At 64.1% G+C, this 16,206-nt stretch carries 17 protein-coding genes; 9 read left to right on the plus strand and 8 right to left on the minus strand.

What is annotated here, in order from left to right:
• The first annotated feature begins 49 nt into the window (after positions 1-49).
• Positions 50-1,360 (plus strand): CitMHS family transporter, encoded by a 1,311-nt coding sequence (locus tag EL191_RS08070; protein WP_041977932.1) that lies wholly within the window; start codon positions 50-52, stop codon positions 1,358-1,360.
• Positions 1,361-1,426: 66 nt separating this feature from the next.
• On the opposite strand, the gene EL191_RS08075 is transcribed toward EL191_RS08070, so the two are convergent.
• Complete coding sequence (locus tag EL191_RS08075; protein ID WP_013714729.1) at positions 1,427-2,164, minus strand: GntR family transcriptional regulator; 738 nt, start codon at positions 2,162-2,164, stop codon at positions 1,427-1,429.
• A 179-nt stretch (positions 2,165-2,343) separates the two neighbouring features.
• On the opposite strand from EL191_RS08075, the gene EL191_RS08080 reads away from it, so the two are divergent.
• Positions 2,344-3,165, plus strand: coding sequence for an amidohydrolase family protein (locus EL191_RS08080; RefSeq protein ID WP_174447348.1), 822 nt, complete (start codon positions 2,344-2,346; stop codon positions 3,163-3,165).
• A gap of 40 nt (positions 3,166-3,205) precedes the next feature.
• On the plus strand, positions 3,206-4,507 hold the full coding sequence (locus EL191_RS08085) for an SLC13 family permease (RefSeq protein ID WP_041977936.1): 1,302 nt from the start codon (positions 3,206-3,208) through the stop codon (positions 4,505-4,507).
• 325 nt (positions 4,508-4,832) lie between these two features.
• On the opposite strand, the gene EL191_RS08090 is transcribed toward EL191_RS08085, so the two are convergent.
• The 3 genes from EL191_RS08090 to EL191_RS08100 all read right to left on the minus strand — a co-directional run bounded on the left by EL191_RS08090 (position 4,833) and on the right by EL191_RS08100 (position 7,655).
• Positions 4,833-5,390: a COG3904 family protein gene (locus tag EL191_RS08090; protein WP_041977939.1), complete on the minus strand. Its 558-nt coding sequence runs from the start codon at positions 5,388-5,390 to the stop codon at positions 4,833-4,835.
• Between the two features lie 65 nt (positions 5,391-5,455).
• Positions 5,456-6,655, minus strand: a complete 1,200-nt coding sequence (locus EL191_RS08095; protein ID WP_041977941.1) for an MFS transporter — start codon at positions 6,653-6,655, stop codon at positions 5,456-5,458.
• A 76-nt stretch (positions 6,656-6,731) separates the two neighbouring features.
• Positions 6,732-7,655, minus strand: coding sequence for a LysR family transcriptional regulator (locus tag EL191_RS08100; RefSeq protein WP_041977943.1), 924 nt, complete (start codon positions 7,653-7,655; stop codon positions 6,732-6,734).
• Between the two features lie 293 nt (positions 7,656-7,948).
• On the opposite strand from EL191_RS08100, the gene EL191_RS08105 reads away from it, so the two are divergent.
• Positions 7,949-8,998 carry an SDR family oxidoreductase gene (locus tag EL191_RS08105; protein ID WP_041977946.1) on the plus strand — a complete coding sequence of 350 codons (1,050 nt, stop codon included), beginning with the start codon at positions 7,949-7,951 and terminating at the stop codon, positions 8,996-8,998.
• A gap of 46 nt (positions 8,999-9,044) precedes the next feature.
• Positions 9,045-10,349 (plus strand): NTP/NDP exchange transporter, encoded by a 1,305-nt coding sequence (locus EL191_RS08110; protein ID WP_041977949.1) that lies wholly within the window; start codon positions 9,045-9,047, stop codon positions 10,347-10,349.
• Between the two features lie 43 nt (positions 10,350-10,392).
• Here EL191_RS08110 and EL191_RS08115 read toward each other — a convergent pair whose 3' ends face one another.
• Entirely contained in the window at positions 10,393-11,094 is a 702-nt protein-coding gene (locus tag EL191_RS08115; protein ID WP_013714737.1) for a glutathione S-transferase N-terminal domain-containing protein, read from the minus strand.
• Between the two features lie 176 nt (positions 11,095-11,270).
• Between EL191_RS08115 and EL191_RS08120 the strand changes: the two genes are divergently transcribed.
• Positions 11,271-11,708, plus strand: coding sequence for an HIT family protein (locus EL191_RS08120; protein ID WP_041977952.1), 438 nt, complete (start codon positions 11,271-11,273; stop codon positions 11,706-11,708).
• Positions 11,709-11,833: 125 nt separating this feature from the next.
• Here the strand turns inward: EL191_RS08120 and EL191_RS08125 are convergent, their stop codons facing one another.
• Complete coding sequence (locus EL191_RS08125; protein ID WP_013714739.1) at positions 11,834-12,100, minus strand: DUF2790 domain-containing protein; 267 nt, start codon at positions 12,098-12,100, stop codon at positions 11,834-11,836.
• Between the two features lie 185 nt (positions 12,101-12,285).
• Between EL191_RS08125 and EL191_RS08130 the strand changes: the two genes are divergently transcribed.
• Entirely contained in the window at positions 12,286-12,711 is a 426-nt protein-coding gene (locus EL191_RS08130; RefSeq protein WP_013714740.1) for a PQQ-binding-like beta-propeller repeat protein, read from the plus strand.
• Positions 12,712-12,736: 25 nt separating this feature from the next.
• Here EL191_RS08130 and lepB read toward each other — a convergent pair whose 3' ends face one another.
• Positions 12,737-13,306: a signal peptidase I gene (gene lepB, locus EL191_RS08135; protein ID WP_017361553.1), complete on the minus strand. Its 570-nt coding sequence runs from the start codon at positions 13,304-13,306 to the stop codon at positions 12,737-12,739.
• Positions 13,307-13,450: 144 nt separating this feature from the next.
• On the opposite strand from lepB, the gene EL191_RS08140 reads away from it, so the two are divergent.
• Complete coding sequence (locus EL191_RS08140) at positions 13,451-14,734, plus strand: FAD-dependent oxidoreductase (RefSeq protein WP_041977955.1); 1,284 nt, start codon at positions 13,451-13,453, stop codon at positions 14,732-14,734.
• An 11-nt stretch (positions 14,735-14,745) separates the two neighbouring features.
• On the opposite strand, the gene EL191_RS08145 is transcribed toward EL191_RS08140, so the two are convergent.
• Positions 14,746-15,498, minus strand: coding sequence for a tetratricopeptide repeat protein (locus tag EL191_RS08145; protein ID WP_013714743.1), 753 nt, complete (start codon positions 15,496-15,498; stop codon positions 14,746-14,748).
• Positions 15,499-15,638: 140 nt separating this feature from the next.
• Between EL191_RS08145 and pnuC the strand changes: the two genes are divergently transcribed.
• Positions 15,639-16,205, plus strand: coding sequence for a nicotinamide riboside transporter PnuC (pnuC, locus tag EL191_RS08150; protein WP_013714744.1), 567 nt, complete (start codon positions 15,639-15,641; stop codon positions 16,203-16,205).
• Position 16,206 lies beyond the last annotated feature (1 nt).

Consider the following 16,206-nt stretch of genomic DNA (forward strand, 5'->3'; position numbering starts at 1 on the left):
TCCGCACGCGCCTTTCGCGTGCTTTACAAGAAAAAGAGGAGAAAGCGGTTTGTTGACCCTGATTGGCCTGTTGACCATCTGCAGCCTGGTTGTGCTGCTGCTTATCGGGCGCATGTCGCCTGTTCTGCCATTGATCGTGGTGCCGCTGCTGGGCGCCCTGGCTGCGGGTTCTGGCCCGGAGGCGATTTCCGGTTTCTTCACCGATGGCATCGGCCGCGTGACGGCGATTGCCACTATGTTCGTGTTTGCCATCACCTTTTTCGGCGTGCTGCAGGACACAGGCCTGTTTAGGCCCCTGATCAATGGCATGGTGCGCCTGACCCGCGGCAATGTAATCGCGGTAACCGTCGCCACGGCGGTGATCGGCATGCTGGCGCACCTCGACGGCGCTGGTGCCACCACCTTCCTGCTTACCGTTCCCGCCTTGCTGCCGCTGTACAAGCAGTTGCGCATGAGCCCGTACCTGATGCTGCTGTTGCTGGCGATCGGCGCCGGTATCTTCAACATGCTGCCCTGGGCCGGTCCGCTGGGCCGTGCCTCGGCCGTGACCGGCATCGAGGTTACCGAACTGTGGCGTCCGCTGATTGCCGTGCAGGGCATCGGTGTGGTGCTGCTGGTGGCCCTGGCGGCGCTGCTGGGCTGGCGTGAGCAACGTCGCATCGCCGCCGGCAGGAGCGGGGATGAAGGTGTACTGGTGGAAACCAGTACTGACTTGCATGAGCCAAGCGCCGAGGAGCGCGAGTTGGAGCGCCCGCGTCTGCTCTGGGCCAACTCCGCACTGTTCCTGGCGGTGCTGGTATCGCTGTTCTCAGGCGTGCTGCCGGCCGGCTACATCTTCATGATCGGCCTGTGCCTGGCGCTGCTGATCAACTACCCCGGTGGCAAGGCGCAGATGCAGCGTATCTCCGCCCACGCCCCGGCGGCGCTGAGCATGGGCATGATCATCCTGGCGGCAGGTTCGATGCTCGGTATCTTCACCGGCACCGGCATGCTCACGTCCATTGCCCAGGACCTGGCGCAGGTACTGCCGGCGCCGCTGGTAGGGCAGATGCACATCGTGCTCGGCCTGTTCGGCCTGCCGATGGAGCTGATGCTGAGCACCGACGCCTACTACTTCGGTCTGCTGCCGGTAACGCTGGAGGTGGTCGGTGCCCAGGGCGTCGAGCCGGCCAGCGTGGTCTATGCGCTGACCATCGGCAACATCATCGGCACCTTCATCAGTCCATTCTCGCCGGCGCTGTGGCTGGCACTGGGCCTGGCCGGGCTGGATCTGGGCCGGCACATCCGCTACTCGCTGTGGTGGATGTGGGGTTTCTCGCTGGTGCTGTTCGGTGCGGCCTGGGCGCTCGGGTTGTTCTAGACCACGCCCAGCATGTACCGCACACGCCCGGGCTTGCCCGGGCGTGTTGCATCTGGATAGAGGCGTTTAGCTGATTTCCACCTGGTAGCGGAAGTTTTCCGCGGCCGCGCGCGACAGGCGATATTCCAGCGGGGTGCGGTCATAGCCCTGTGCGGTTCGTTCGATCACCACGCTCGGGCTGGCTTCAGCCACATCGAGCATGGCCGCAAGCTCGGCGTCGACGGCGGAAACCGTCAGGGTTTCCTTCGCTGACGCGATGCGCTGACCACAGTGCTGCTCGTAGAAGGGGTAGAGCAACTGTGGAAAATCGTCCGGCGCGAGCTCCAGCAGGGCGCCGAAGCGTGAGGCGGGCAGCCAGATGCGCTCGTGAAACAGCGGGCGGCCGTCGACCAGGCGCAGGCGCTGGAGGAATACACAGCGCTCGCCCTCAGCCAGCTGCAGTGCCTGGCGTGCTGCCGCATCAGCCGGTTCGAGGCGGCATTCGAGGATGCGGCTTTGCGGCACCTGCGACTGGCCGCTGGCGCTGACCTGGCGGAAGAAGCGAAACAGCGAGCCATCGAAGTTCGGCCGCCGCACGAAGGTGCCGCGCCCCTGGGCACGCAGCAGCAGGCCTTCTGCAACCAGGGTTTCCACCGCCTTGCGCACCGTTCCCACGGCCACGCCGTACTGGCGGGTCAGCTCCGCTTCGGTAGGGATGGCTTCGCCGGGCAGCCATTCGCCCGCGGCGATCTTGCCCAGCATTTCGTCCCGTAACCGCTGGTACAGCGGCAGGCGTTCGTCCTGTCCGAGAGCCGTGGTGCTCATAAACCTCACATCCAAAAGTCGACCGGCCGTCACTTTACCACCGGCCTGTAGATTGACAGCACTCGATCTCTGTAGATACAGTCATATAAACATATATATGAATATATGAATTACAAGAAGCAGTCGCTAGTACCGGCGGCTCGTACAAGAATCGACAGAGGTATTGCTTCGTGACGCCCATGCCTTATGCCGCAATCGCCGGCATCGACACTCACGCGCACATCTTTCGCCAGAACCTGCCCATGGTTCCCGGCCGCCGCTACAGCCCCAGCTATGACGCCACCGTGGAGCAATACCTGAACCACCTGGACGCCTGCGGCCTGTCCCATGGCGTACTTATCCAGCCGAGCTTTCTCGGCACCGACAACCACTACATGGTCGAGGCGTTGCAACGCTTCCCTGAGCGTTTGCGCGGTGTTGCGGTGGTGGAGGCGCAGGTCAGCGATGCCGAGCTGGACGAATTGGCCGCTGCCGGCGTGGTGGGCGTGCGCCTGAACCTGATCGGCAAGGCGCTGGAGGATTACACCGGCGCGGCCTGGAATGGTTTGTTCCGACGTCTGGCGCAACGCGGTTGGCAGGTGGAGATTCAGCGCGGTTTCGATGACCTGGCGCTGATCGTGCCGGCGATTCTCGAGTCCGGCGTCACCGTGGTGATCGATCACTTCGGCCTGCCAGCGCCGAGTGTGCAACTGGATGCTGCGCAGCACCACGCCTTCTTCGATCTGCTGGGCCAGGCTCCGGTGTGGATCAAGCTGTCCGCTGCCTACCGCAGCCAATCCGACCTGGCCCGCGCCCGGGCCATCGAGGCGCGTCTGCGCGAGGCCTGTGGCGGCGTTGGTCGCTTCCTCTGGGGCAGCGATTGGCCCAACACCCAGTTCGAGTCGCAGACCCGCTACGATCAGCAGTTCGCGCTGCTCGAGGCTCTGCTGCCCAATCCCGAGGAGCGCCGTCGCGTTCTGGTGGACAACCCCGCAACCCTGTTCGGTTTCGCCTCGGCGTAACCACTGCTCACATCAGAACAACAAAAGGAGTCAAACCATCATGATGAGCTTGCTCGTCGTCGCCGCGATCGTCCTCGCCGTCGCGCTGGGTTACACCACCAAGATCAACATCGGCCTGTTCGCCATCGCCTTCGCCTATCTGCTGGGCTGCTTCGGCATGGGCATGAGCCCGGGCGACATCATCAACATGTGGCCGCTGAAGATCTTCTTCGTGATCTTCTCGGTTTGCCTGTTCTATAGCTTCGCTACCGTCAACGGCACCCTGGAAAAACTCGCTGGGCATCTGCTGTATCGCTGTCGTGGCGTGCCGCACCTGCTGCCCTATGCCATTTTGCTGACCTCGGGGGTGATCGCTGCCATGGGCGCCGGTTACTACACCGTGCTGGCCTTCATGGCGCCGCTGACCCTGCTGCTGTGCCAGCGCACCGGTATGAGCCTGATTCTCGGAGGCATGGCAGTGAACTATGGTGCGCTGGCCGGGGCGAACTTCGTCTCCAGCCAGAGTGGCATCATCTTCCGCGGCCTGATGACCGGCGCCGGCATGCCCGAGAGCGAAGCCTTCGTGAATGCCCTGGCGATCTTCGCGAGCACGGCGATCATCCCGGTGCTGGTGATTTCCGCGTTCGTCTTCCTCGGCGGCCATGGCCGCAACCTGAAGAATGCGGTGCTCGCCGCCGACCTGCCGGAGGCCTTCAACCGCGAGCAGAAGCTGACCCTGCTGCTGACCGTGCTGATGATGGTGCTGGTGCTTGCTGCACCGCTGGCGCTGCTGGCCTTCCCGGACAATGCCACGATCAAGTTCATCAACAGCAAGGTGGACATCGGCCTGATCGCCAGCGTGTTCTCGGTGATCGCCCTGCTGCTCAAGCTGGGTGACGAGCGCAAGGCCATCGCCTCGGTGCCCTGGGCCACGCTGATCATGATCTGCGGTGTCGGCATGCTGATTACCGTCGCGATCAAGGCCGGCACCATCGACGCCCTGGCGTCCTGGATCGGCGGCAATATCCCGCCGTTGATGATCCCGGTGGCCTTCGGCGTGGTGGCGGCGCTGATGTCGATCTTCGCCAGTACCCTGGGGGTGGTGACGCCGGCACTGTTCCCCATGGTGCTGCCGCTGTCGGCGTCGATGTCGATCGATCCGATGATCCTTTTCATCGCCATCGTGGTCGGTGCCCAGGCCACCTCGATCTCGCCGTTCTCCTCCGGTGGCAGCCTGCTGCTGGGTTCCTGCACCGATGACAAGGTGCGCTCGACCCTGTTCTCGCAGCTGCTGCTGCGTGCCGCACCTATTGGTTTCGTCGCCGCCATGCTGTTCAACCTGGCGCTGACGTTCCTGTTCTGATGGAAAAAGGTTTTTCGCATAGTTTGGGGGAAGTGCGAGGTGACACTGGACTGGCAATAAGGTGCTAGCTGTCTAGGACTTGGCACTCTCCATTAACACGCCGTCTGATCTGCTGGGTTTCGCCCCTTACGGGCGAGTCAAGGTGTGGCGCCCGTAAGGGGCGCAACCCAAACACTCAGCGCATGCGGTAACGGATAGTGCTGAGTCAGTAAGCGATACGCACACAAGCTTGCCAGCCTGGCGTCATGCGTATCCCGAGAATGCGAAGAACCTAAAAAAGCCGGCATCGCGCGATGCCGGGCTTTTTCCCCGCAAGTTCGTATCGCTATTTCAGCCGATAGCGTCGCAAATCGTCCTGGCTCAGCAGGCGCAGGCTGCCAGGTGCGACCTGGTAGATGTCTTCCGCCAGGCGCACATCGACGCCCATGTCACGAAAGTACTTGGCCGGGCTGAACGGTTGGCGGCCATGGGCAGCCTGAGCCAGTGCCGAGTCGCCAGCAGGGAAGGGTGGGCGGCGCAGGGCAACGTGGCCATTGACCGTGCGTTTGTTGCCAGCCGCCAGCAAGTAGATGCAACTGCCCTGGCACATGCCGCCGGAAGGGATCAGCGCCTCGAAGCCGGTTTCGCGCAGCAGGCGACCCATGCGAATGGCCTCCGGCGCGCTGCCGCCGATGCTGTCGAGCAGGACGATCTTGCGTTTGTGCTGGCCTGGATTGGCACGCAAACCCTGCAGCAGTTTTTCGTAGTCGCCTGGAACGATCTCTTCGGAAATCTTTGCCGCCAGCATGCCGGCATTGGCTTCGACTTCCACCTGTGCGTGGGCGTTCAGGGCGGTGAACAAGGTGGTCGCGATCAGGGCGAAGCGTAAACGCTGAACAATCATCGGGCGGGTTCGTTGGTGGCTCGGGAGGTAGAAGATACCTTGCCCGAGTCACCTCACGCACCTGTTCAGATCGCTGCGTTTCTCTGCTGCACCTGCCACGCCCAGACGAACAACAGCAGGCCGCCGATGGCGGTGGCGGCGCCGATATAGCCGGTCACCGTCCAGCCCATGCCGGCGCTGATGGCCATGCCACCGAGCCAGGGGCCGAGGGCGTTGGCGATGTTGAAGGCGGCATGGTTGGAGGCGGCCGCCAGGGTTTGCGCGCCAGTGGCGACGTCCATCAGATGGGTCTGCAGTGCCGGGCCGAGGGCGATCATGGTGCCAAGGGCGAAGATCGCCGGCAGGATCGTCCACAGGCTGTGCGCGGCGAAGGGGAAGACCAGCAGTACCAGTGTGCTCCAGGCCAGAATCCAGGCCACGGCGCGCAGGCGCAGGCGGTCGAACAGCCAGCCGCCGGCGCTGTTGCCGACGATGCAGCCGGCACCGAACACGCCCATGGCCAGGGGAATCCAGCCAGGGCTGACCTGGGTGACGTGAAGCAGGGTCGGCGCCATGTAGCTGAACACGCAGAACATTCCGGCGAAGCCGATCGAGCCGATGCCCAGCGCCAGCCAGATCGGCGCGCGGTTGAAGGCGCGCAGCTCGCCCGAGGGGCTGCTGCGCTGCTCGTGCGGGTCGGCCGGGAGGAAGATCGCCACCATGGCGATGGTGGTGATGGCGATGATGCCGACCAGGGCGAAGGCGTAGCGCCAGCTCATGAACTGGCCGAGCCAGGTGGCCAGCGGGTTGCCGATCAGGATGGCCACGGTCAGGCCGGCCAGTACCCGGCTCACCGCCTTGGCGCGCTTGTGCGGCGGAGCCATGGACGCCGCCACCAGCATGGCAATGCCGAAGTACGCGCCGTGTGGCAGGCCGGCGATGAAGCGGAAGATCAGCAGCGGCTCGTAGCTCGGCGCCAGGGCGCTGGCGAAGTTGCCGAGGGCGAAGCAGCCCATCAGCAGCAGAAGCAGGATGCGCCGTGGCAGGCGCGCACCGAGCAGGGCCAGCACCGGTGCACCGACCACCACGCCGAGGGCGTAGGCGCTGATCACGTGGCCGACTTGCGGCTCGCTGACGCCAAGGTCGGCGGCGACATTGGGCATCAGGCCCATGATGGCGAACTCGCCGGTGCCGATGGCGAAGCCGCCGAGGGCCAGGGCGAGTTGAATGAGAAGGATCGCGCCCGGCGACAGATGCGTCGCAGCGCTGGGGGAAGACGTGTTCATGAGTGACCTGGAAGGGGGGGAAAGCAAGCGCGGAATTATAATCTCCCAGCGCCTTGCTTGGGTATTGGCGACCGCTCTATGTCGGGCTTTGAGACGAATGGTCGGCGTTGTTCAGGGCTTTCACGTAGTCGACGAAGGCGCGTAGCGGCGCCGGCACGTTGCGCCTGCTGTGGTAGTAGAGATAGGGCCCCTCGAAGTGTTGCCACCAGTCGTGCAGGATGGGTTGCAACTGGCCGCTGGCAAGATGCGCCGCGATGTACTCCTCGAAGGTATAGAGAATGCCGTGGCCGGCGCAGGCCGCGGCGATCAGCAGATCCTGCGATGAGCTGACCAATCTGCCCTCCGGGGCGATGCGCAAGGTGCGTCCATCCTGCTCGAATTCCCAGACTCCGAGCTTGCCACTGGCGAAGCGGTAGCCGAGCAGGCGGTGCTCGTTCAGTTCGCCGGGATGCTGTGGCGTACCGTGGCGCTGCAGATAGCTGGGCGCGGCGACGGCCATGAAGCACTGCCGACGCGGCCCGATGGGGATGGCGATCATGTCCTTGGCCAGGCTTTCCTCGTAGCGAATGCCGGCGTCGTAACCGGCGCCGATGACGTCGATGAAGGTGTTGTCCATGTTCACCTCCAGCGCGATGCCGGGGTAACGCGCAAGGAAGCCATCGAGCAAGGCCGGCAGGATGTGCCGGGCGATTACGCCGGGCACATGCAGGCGCAGCGAGCCGACCGGATGCTCCGGGTCTTCCTGCAGATCATTGAGTGCGGTGTTGATCTCGTCCAACGCCGGGCGCAGCCGCTGCAGCAGGCGCGCACCGATCTCCGTCGGCGTCAGGCCGCGCGTGGTGCGATTGAGCAGGCGCACGCCCAGCTCCTTTTCCAGGCGGCGTATGCAGTCGCTGAGTGACGACGCCGATGTGCCGCGACGCTGCGCGGCGGCACGAAAACCACCGGCCTCGACCACGGCGGCGAACAGGGCGATATCGGACAGATTCGGTTGGCGCATGGGCGTCCGGCTGGGAAATGACGGAGGTCCGATAATGCGGCGCAGCGCCCGCTTTGCCAATCCTGGGGGGAAGCAGGGATGTAGCCCGGATGAAATCCGGGAAGGCATACCAACGGCCCCGGATTGCATCCGGGCTACGCTTCGCACCTTTGAAACACCAGGTAACTGTCCGCCTGGGCGTATGCGCTGTTCGGCTTTGGACGGCTTATCGTACGCGCTCTCTGCCCGCACCCTATGTCCTGTAACTGCGCCTGCTCTGGCGCATCGAGTCAACGGACACGAGGAATCAGCCGATGGACAAGAAGCATGCTGTGGGGCGAGGCCATACGCGTCGTGATGCCCTGAAACTGTTTGGCGTGGTAGGCGGCAGTCTTGCCTTGCAAGGTGTGTTGGGTGGTGTGCCGACCTTCGCCTGGGCCAGTAGCGCTCCGGGCTGGCAGGTGAGCGACATGCCGTCGTTGAGCGGCAAGCGCATGCTGGTCACCGGCGGTACCAGTGGTATGGGTTTCGAGGATGCCCTGGCGCTGAGCCGGGCCGGTGCGCAGGTGATCATCGCCGCGCGTAATGGACAGCGCGGCGCCGAGAGTATCGAACGTATTCGAGCCCAGGTGCCGGATGCGCGTCTGCGCTTCGAACAATTGGACCTGGCCGACCTGGCCTCGGTGCGCAGCCTGGCCCAGCGCCTGAATGCCGAGGGCGAGGTGCTGGATGTGCTGATCAACAACGCGGCGATCATGGCGCCGCCGCAGCGCGGCGAGTCTCGCGATGGTTTCGAGATGCAGCTGGCGACCAACTTTCTCGGTCATTTCGCCCTGACCGGCCTGCTCCTGCCATCGCTGCTCAAGTCGTCCGACCCGCGGGTGGTGACGTTGTCGAGCATTGCGGCGAATCGCGGCCGTATCAACTTCGATGACCTGCAGTCCGAGCGCGACTACAACCCTTATGCTGCCTACGCCCAGTCGAAGCTGGCCTGCCTGATGATGGCGTTTGAGCTGCAACGGCGCGGCCAGGCCAATGACTGGGGCGTGCGCAGCGTGGCTGCGCATCCGGGTGTGGCCGTCACCGAACTGGTCGAGCGCGGGCCAGGACTGCAAAGTGAGTTCGCTCAGCAGTGGGCGAAGGATCGCGATGTCTATCACTCGGCGGCGCAGGGCGCGCTGTCGTCGCTGTTCGCGGCAACGGCTGCCGAGGCCGAGGGCGGCCGCTACTACGGCCCCACCGGCGAAGAGGAAAAGCGCGGCCCGCTGGGTCTGGCCAAGGTGCCGGAGGCTGCGGTGGACGCCGATGATGCGACGCGCCTGTGGTCGGTAGCCGAGCGCCTGACGGGCGTGAAGTACGGCTGAGCCATGCCGGCGCGCCGTGCAGGCGCGCCCCTTCGAGGAATTTGCCATGTCATCGTCAACGATGGCGCAGCGCGTGGCCGTGGCCATCAATGCGCAGCGCAACGAGCTGTGGCCGGCTCTGGCCGGTTTTGCCTTGTTCTTCTGTCTGTTCTCGGGCTACTTCATGCTGCGGCCGATCCGCGAGGCCATGGGCATCGTCTCCGGCGTGGAAAACCTGCAGTGGCTGTTCACTGCCACCTTCGTGGTGATGCTGATCGCGGTGCCGCTGTTCGCCTGGTTGAGTTCGCGGGTGCCGCGGATCCATTTCATCGATTGGGTGTATGGCTTCTTCACCCTGAACCTGGCGCTGTTCGCCCTGTTTTTCTTCCGTGCGGATGAAAGCGTGTGGCTGGCGCGCAGCTTCTACGTGTGGATTTCGGTCTACAACCTGTTCGTCGTCTCGGTGGCCTGGAGCCTAATGGCCGACGTGTTCGACAGCGAACAGGCCAAGCGCCTGTTCGCCTTCATTGCCGCCGGTGCCAGTGTCGGCGGCCTGGTCGGCCCGGCGCTGAGTGCCCTGTTGGTGAGCACGCTAGGGCAGAGCGGGCTGATCCTGCTGGCTGCGGTGCTGCTGGCCGTGGCGCTGTCGCTCAAGCAGGTGCTGATGCGCTGGCGCGAGCTGGGCGGCGCAGGGCGTGCCGGTGCCGTGCGGGCGGAAAGCCCACGGCGGCCGGTGCCGGGCAATCCCTTTAGTGGCCTGATGCGTGTGCTGACTTCGCCGTACCTGCTGGGCATCGCCGGGTTCGTGATCCTGCTGGCCACTGCCAGTACCTTTCTCTACTTCGAGCAGGCCCGCCTGGTGGCCGAGCTGTTCCCGGATCGCGCCGCACAGGTGCGGGTGTTCGGTGTGATCGACTTCGTGGTGCAGGCCGGTGCGCTGGTCTCCCAGCTGTTCATCACCGGGCGTATCGCGCGGCGTCTGGGTGTGCGCGTGTTGCTGGCCTGTGTGCCGCTGCTGGTATGCGTCGGTTTCCTCGGCCTGGCGTTGATGCCGACTTTCGCCATGCTGGCGGCACTGATGATCGTGCGCCGTATCGGTGAGTACGCCTTCGTGCGGCCAGGGCGGGAGATGCTCTTCGCGCCGCTGGACGCCGAGAGCAAATACAAGGCGAAGAACTTTATCGACACCGTGGTCTATCGCGCCGGCGATGCCATCAGTGGTTGGCTCAAGAGCCTGCTGGACATGCTCGCCCAGGGCGCCTGGCTGGTGGCGCTGGTGGGCGCGGCCAGCGCGGCGCTGTGGGGGCTGCTCGGCTGGTACCTGGGAACCCAGGCGGATCGCAAGGCAGCCGAGCAGAAGCGGGTGACATAGACTGGGTTATGCGGGAGCCGCTGGCACGGCTCCCGCAAGGTGGTCAGCCGCGCGCGGGGATATTCAGGCCACGCTGCACGGCCGGGCGAGCGAGGAAGGCATCGAGTACACGGCGCACGTTGGCGAAGCGCTCGAACTGCACCAGATCACCGGCCTCGTAGAAACCCACCAGGTTGCGAATCCAGGGGAACACGGCGATGTCGGCGATGCTGTACTCGCCGGCAATCCAGTTACGCCCCTGCAGGTGCTGGTCGAGCACGCCGAGCAAGCGAGCGGATTCGGCGACGTAGCGATCACGCGGGCGCTTGTCTTCGTACTGGCTGCCGGCAAATTTGTGGAAGAAGCCGAGCTGGCCGAACATCGGCCCCAGGCCGCCCATCTGCCACATCAGCCATTGAATGGTCTCGTAGCGGGCTGCGGCGTCCTGTGGCAGCAGTTTGCCGGTCTTCTCCGCCAGGTAGATCAGAATCGCCCCTGACTCGAACAGCGGCAGCGGGTGGCCATTCGGTCCGTCGGGATCGAGGATCGCCGGAATCTTGTTGTTCGGCGCCAGTGAGAGGAACTCGGGGCTGAACTGGTCGTTGCTGTCGAAGCTGACCAGGTGCGGCTCATAGGGCAGGCCGATCTCCTCCAGCATGATCGAGACCTTGACGCCGTTGGGCGTGGGCAGCGAATAGAGCTGCAGGCGCTCGGGATGCTGCGCGGGCCATTTGCGGGTGATATGGAACGGGCTGAGGTCAGTCATGTGAATTCCAGGTCGAATGGGTCGAAGAAGTGGCGATCAGAACACGAGTGGCAGGTACGCAGGAAATCGATCCAGCTGCTAGTAGTCATCGACTCGGGCGATCCTGCCTGGTTCCCTGTGCGCGACCGAGGCGGTATGGTGCGGGTTTTCATCCACCCGGCACGGAGCCCATCGGCATGAGCCTGCACGGTACCTACGATTCCCAGAACATCTTCGCCCAGATCATTCGTGGCGACCTGCCTTGCTACAAACTCTACGAGGACGACGATGTGCTGGCGTTCCTCGATCTGTTTCCACAGTCCAAGGGCCACAGCCTGGTCATTCCCAAGCGCGCAGCCGCCCGCAATATCCTGGAAATCGACGAAACCAGCCTGGCCAAGGTCATGGCCGTGGTGAAGAAGGTCGCCCAGGCGGTGGTCGACGAACTGCAGCCGGCTGGCGTGCAGGTTGCGCAGTTCAATGGCGCCCCTGCCGGGCAGACGGTGTTTCATATCCACATGCATGTGATCCCGCGCTTCGAGGGGGAAGGCCTGGGCATTCACGCGGCCAACAAGGCCGATCCGGCCGAGCTGGAAGCGCTGCAGGCACGCCTGGTCAAACGTCTGCAAGGCTGAAGCGACAGTGCCCCGGTCGCGTGATACGACCGGGGCACTGCTGTAGTTCGTTTCGGTTGACTGGTCGGTGGGCTGAAGCGAAGTATCGCCTGGCAGCCGACGCGCAGCAGGCGTTCAACGGATGCTTAGCCGTTCTGGCTGCTCAGCCCGCCCCACTCCATGAACCGCACGGCGTGCACTTCACCCTGGCTGTCGCGGTAGACCAGAACGCTCGGTACCACACCGCTCTTGCGGCTGTTGTCGGTGCGCTGCAGGACCTGGTCGATATCCAGCTGCATGCCGTACTGGTATTCCTGCACTTCGACCTTGGGAGTGGCAGGTGCTTTCTCGCTGGCGATGGCCAAGGGGGCCAGAACGGCGAGGAGGGTGGCGTTGAAGGCTGCGAATTTCATCTTGCGTATCTCCGATCTGTGGCGCCTGGAAAGGTTGGCGCCGGGTTCGGAAGAGATGAAAACACTGCGCCCTTCATTGCAGAAATCGATGCTTCTGCTAGCGAAAATCGCTGCCATCGATACCTTGCTCACAGGCGCGCCAAGCCCAATACTCAGCCGGCACTCATCTGCCCATGGAGGGCTTCATGCGTTCGATCCTCATCGCTCTACCCTTGGTGTTGCTGGCTGGCTGTTCGTCGTTTCGAGGTAACCCCGAGGATATCAAGCCGGTACCGGAGGACCGCCTGCTGGCCTTTCAGGAGGCGCAGGAAAATGGCGCGCAGATCGTGGTCAACCGCGATTTCGGCATGATGGGCGGCGGCTGCTACGTGGCCATCGAAGTGGATCGCAAGGTCGCCGCGCGCATCGGCGTCGGTGAGGTCGCAACCTTCCAGGTACGCCCGGGCACCCGCGTGGTCGGCATCACCCCTGATCGTATGGACGACACCCTGTGTGGCATGGGCCGCCTGCTGCGCGAAGTGGCGGTGCCGGTGAAAAGCGGGGAAGTCCAGCACCTGCGCATCGTCAGCCAGAACAAGGGCGGATTCGATATCCGCCCGGACAAACCCTGAACATCGGGCTGGCTGAGGATGTTTATCAGTGCACTTTGCCTGTTCGCTGCGGGTCCTCGGCCCACCAGATGCGCTCGACGCGACCGATCAGGTTGGTTCGCGGCACGCTGCCCCAGAGTCGGCTGTCAGCGGAGTTGTGGCGATTGTCGCCGAGCATGAACAACTCGCCATCGGCGATAGGTGTTTCGCTTAGGTCGCCATAGTTCCGATCCGGCACGTTTTGGGCTGGGGCAGGCTGGAGGTAGGGCTCGTCCAGCAACTGGCCGTTTATGTAGACACGATGATCACGCATCGCCAGGCGGTCGCCGGGAACGCCGATGATGCGCTTGACGTAGACGATGTCATTTACCGGGCTCACGAAGACCACCACATCACCACGTTCCGGCTCGCTGCCGACATAGGCCCAGACATTGCTGAGAATGTAGTCACCGGTTTGCAGGGTAGGTGCCATCGAGTTGGCCGGCACCTGGTAGGGCACGTAGCCCGCGATGCGTGCCCGCGGATCGAGAGTGGCTGGGCCCAGCGGATTGAGCAGATAGAAGCCGAGTATCAGCAGGGCTAGCGCGATGAAGCCTGTCCAGAAATTCCAGCGCATGGTCGATCCTTGTACCGATGGAGTGCGACACCATAGGTGAGCGAGCGACGCGCCTGCAAGCCATGTCGTTCAAGTGCGTACCGGATCAAGCGCAGCCCGGGGGTATCGCGTTTAGAATCGCCGTGTCGAAGAGGGAGAGTAGTTGTGAATGGATTGCCAATCGCAATAGTAGGAGCGGGGACCGCCGGCCTCGCCACTGCCATATTCCTTGCCCGTCAGGGCTATGCGGTGCGACTGCTGGAGCGGGTCGAACGGCTGCAACCAGTGGGCGCCGGTATCCTCTTGCAGCCTTCCGGCCTGGCCGTCTTGCAGCGCCTGGGCCTGCTGGCCGAATGCACCGCACTCGGCGCACCGGTCAGCCGACTGTTCGGTACCAGCTGCCAGGGGCGGGTGATCCTCGATACCCGCTATCACGACTGGCAGCCCGGCAGCTTTGGCCTTGGCATTCATCGCGGTGTGTTGATGACGGCGCTGCTCAATGCGGCGCAGCGCATTGGCGTGCAGGTGCAAACCGGGGTGAGCGTCAGCCGTTTCGAACAGGCAGGCGGTCATGTCCGCCTGCTGCATCAGGACGAAGAGGGTGTTGAGCAACCTCTGGGGGATTTCGCCGCGCTGATCCTGGCCGATGGTACGCGTTCGACCCTGCGCGCGCAGATGCAGGTGCGCCAATGGGCGCGGCCTTATCCCTGGGGCGCTCTGTGGAGCATGTTGCCGACTGCGGCATCGACCGAGAGCGGCGAGCTGCGCCAGTGGTATCGCGGCTGCCGGGAAATGTTCGGGCTGATGCCCACCGGTTGCACCCATCAGGCACGCGATCTGCCTCTGACCAGCCTGTTCTGGAGCCTGCCGCTCAGTGAGCACGAGAGTTGGCGAACGAGTGGCCTGGATGCCTGGAAAACCCGTGTGCGCAACCTGGCTGGCGAAGCGTCGGAGGCCTATCTGCAGCAGATCGATGATCCCGCGCAATTAACCCTGGCGGCCTATGCCGACGTGCGCATGCAGCACTGGAGCGATGGTCGCGTCCTGGCCATCGGAGACTGTGCCCACGCCATGAGCCCGCAATTGGGCCAGGGTGCCAACATGGCGCTGGTGGATGCCGCCGCGCTCGCCGATGCGCTCGGCAATGCGGGTGACGAACAACAGCATGCGCTCGACTGGAGCGCCATCTTCGCCCGCTATGGCGAAGCTCGGCGTGACCATCTGCGTTACTACCGCCAGGCCAGCCGGCTGTTGACGCCGCTGTTCCAGTCCAACAGTAACACCCTCGCCGTGCTGCGCGATATTGCCCTGATGCTCGCCCGGCATAACCGCTTCGGGCGCCGGCATGCGGTCAGCACCCTGGTCGGTGCGCGCAGCGGCTGGCTATGGTCCGGCGCGCAGAAGCGCGAGCTGCATGCCTGGACGGGGGAGCGGGAGGCGTGGGAATAACCTGACGCCGTTCAACTGCGCTGCAGGTCGAGCAGCGCCTTCTGGCTCAGATCCAGCCACTCCTTGTGCAGAACCCGGTAATGCCGGGCGGAGCGGCGGGCGTGGGTATGGATCTGTTGCAACAGTTCGATGGCTTCGCGCTGGCGCCCCAGCCGGCGCAGCAGCAGGGCATAGCGGTAATTGGCTTCCGGGCTGGCGCTGTAGCTGCCAAGCGTGCGGTATTCCTCCTCGGCCTTGAGGTCGTTGCCCTGGCCTTCCAGCGCACGGGCATACAGCAGGTGACCCTCGGTGGAGCGGAAGTCGGGATTGTGGGCGATCAGTTGGTCGAGGCTTGCCTGGCAACCGGCGAAATCGCCCAGGGCGAAACGCGCCCTGGCCAGGCCGAGGAGGATGTCCGGGGCATCGCTGTGGATACCCCGCAGAGCCGCCTGATAGTGCTGGGCCGCTTCTTCGGCCTGCCCCATGCGCAGCAGCTCGTCGGCCAGGTTGACGCGGGTATCGCGCGTGTCGCGGATTTCCAGCTCATCGCGCAGGGTGCGCAGATGGCGCTGCGGGTCGATGCTGTCGTGCAGGCGGTTGAGCGTGCTACGCCCGCGGCGACTGCCGAGCAGCTCAGGCAGCATGATGCCGAGAAAGTAGATCAGGCAGCCAAGGCCCGGCAGGGCGATGATCAGGTACAGCCAGTAGCGATCCTGGCCACTGCGAACCACATGCAGGCCGCAGGTGACTTGGCAGGCGATGACGAGGAGGGCGAGCAGGGGCATGGTGCGGTCCAGTCCTTTGGAGTGCGAAGGGCGCCCATGAGAGCACGGATCGGCCTGCTTGTCAGGTGAGCCATGCACGGCTGTGGCATGCGTCACGTGATAGGCTGCGCGGCTGATTCCATGTCCATAAGGATGCGTGCATGCCATCGTCGCTGGAGATATTCGCCAACCTTTTCTACCTGGTTTCGGTGCTGCTGGCGGCGCGCAACTCGGTGCATACCTGGGCGGTCGGGCTGGTCGGTTGCGTGCTGTTCGGCTGGCTGTTCTTCAGCGTGCAGCTGTATGCCGACGTGACCCTGCAGGGCTTCTTCATCCTGACCAGTCTGATCGGCTGGTGGAGCTGGATGCGTGGCCGTGGCGGCGACGCCATGCCGATCAGCCGTACGGCCTGGCCAGGGTTGTCCCTGGCGCTCGCCTTGGCGGTATTGGTGGCACTGGCCTATGGGGCCTTGCTGCATTACTTCACCGATGCCTACGCGCCCTTCATCGACTCGCTGGTGCTGACCTTCAGCGTACTGGCGCAGCTACTGCTGATGCGCCGCAAGCTGGAAACCTGGTACGGCTGGCTGCTGGTCAACACCCTCGCGGTGCCGCTGTTCGCCTCGCGTGAGTTGTACCTGACCGCCTTCATCTACCTGCTGTTCTGGTGCAATGCCTGGTATGGCCTGTACCGCTGGCGCTGGGAACTGAAGGCTGAGATGGCCTGAC

This window comes from Pseudomonas mendocina, from assembly GCF_900636545.1.
Classification (GTDB): Bacteria; Pseudomonadota; Gammaproteobacteria; order Pseudomonadales; family Pseudomonadaceae; genus Aquipseudomonas; species Aquipseudomonas mendocina.

Excerpts from the sequence above, each read along its gene's own strand:
- EL191_RS08075 (WP_013714729.1), bottom strand. The coding sequence starts at position 2,164 with ATGAGCACCACGGCTCTCGGACAGGACGAACGCCTGCCGCTGTACCAG.
- EL191_RS08080 (WP_174447348.1), top strand. The coding sequence starts at position 2,344 with ATGCCTTATGCCGCAATCGCCGGCATCGACACTCACGCGCACATCTTT.
- EL191_RS08085 (WP_041977936.1), top strand. The coding sequence starts at position 3,206 with ATGATGAGCTTGCTCGTCGTCGCCGCGATCGTCCTCGCCGTCGCGCTG.
- EL191_RS08090 (WP_041977939.1), bottom strand. The coding sequence starts at position 5,390 with ATGATTGTTCAGCGTTTACGCTTCGCCCTGATCGCGACCACCTTGTTC.
- EL191_RS08095 (WP_041977941.1), bottom strand. The coding sequence starts at position 6,655 with ATGAACACGTCTTCCCCCAGCGCTGCGACGCATCTGTCGCCGGGCGCG.
- EL191_RS08100 (WP_041977943.1), bottom strand. The coding sequence starts at position 7,655 with ATGCGCCAACCGAATCTGTCCGATATCGCCCTGTTCGCCGCCGTGGTC.
- EL191_RS08105 (WP_041977946.1), top strand. The coding sequence starts at position 7,949 with ATGGACAAGAAGCATGCTGTGGGGCGAGGCCATACGCGTCGTGATGCC.
- EL191_RS08110 (WP_041977949.1), top strand. The coding sequence starts at position 9,045 with ATGTCATCGTCAACGATGGCGCAGCGCGTGGCCGTGGCCATCAATGCG.
- EL191_RS08115 (WP_013714737.1), bottom strand. The coding sequence starts at position 11,094 with ATGACTGACCTCAGCCCGTTCCATATCACCCGCAAATGGCCCGCGCAG.
- EL191_RS08120 (WP_041977952.1), top strand. The coding sequence starts at position 11,271 with ATGAGCCTGCACGGTACCTACGATTCCCAGAACATCTTCGCCCAGATC.
- EL191_RS08125 (WP_013714739.1), bottom strand. The coding sequence starts at position 12,100 with ATGAAATTCGCAGCCTTCAACGCCACCCTCCTCGCCGTTCTGGCCCCC.
- EL191_RS08130 (WP_013714740.1), top strand. The coding sequence starts at position 12,286 with ATGCGTTCGATCCTCATCGCTCTACCCTTGGTGTTGCTGGCTGGCTGT.
- lepB (WP_017361553.1), bottom strand. The coding sequence starts at position 13,306 with ATGCGCTGGAATTTCTGGACAGGCTTCATCGCGCTAGCCCTGCTGATA.
- EL191_RS08145 (WP_013714743.1), bottom strand. The coding sequence starts at position 15,498 with ATGCCCCTGCTCGCCCTCCTCGTCATCGCCTGCCAAGTCACCTGCGGC.
- pnuC (WP_013714744.1), top strand. The coding sequence starts at position 15,639 with ATGCCATCGTCGCTGGAGATATTCGCCAACCTTTTCTACCTGGTTTCG.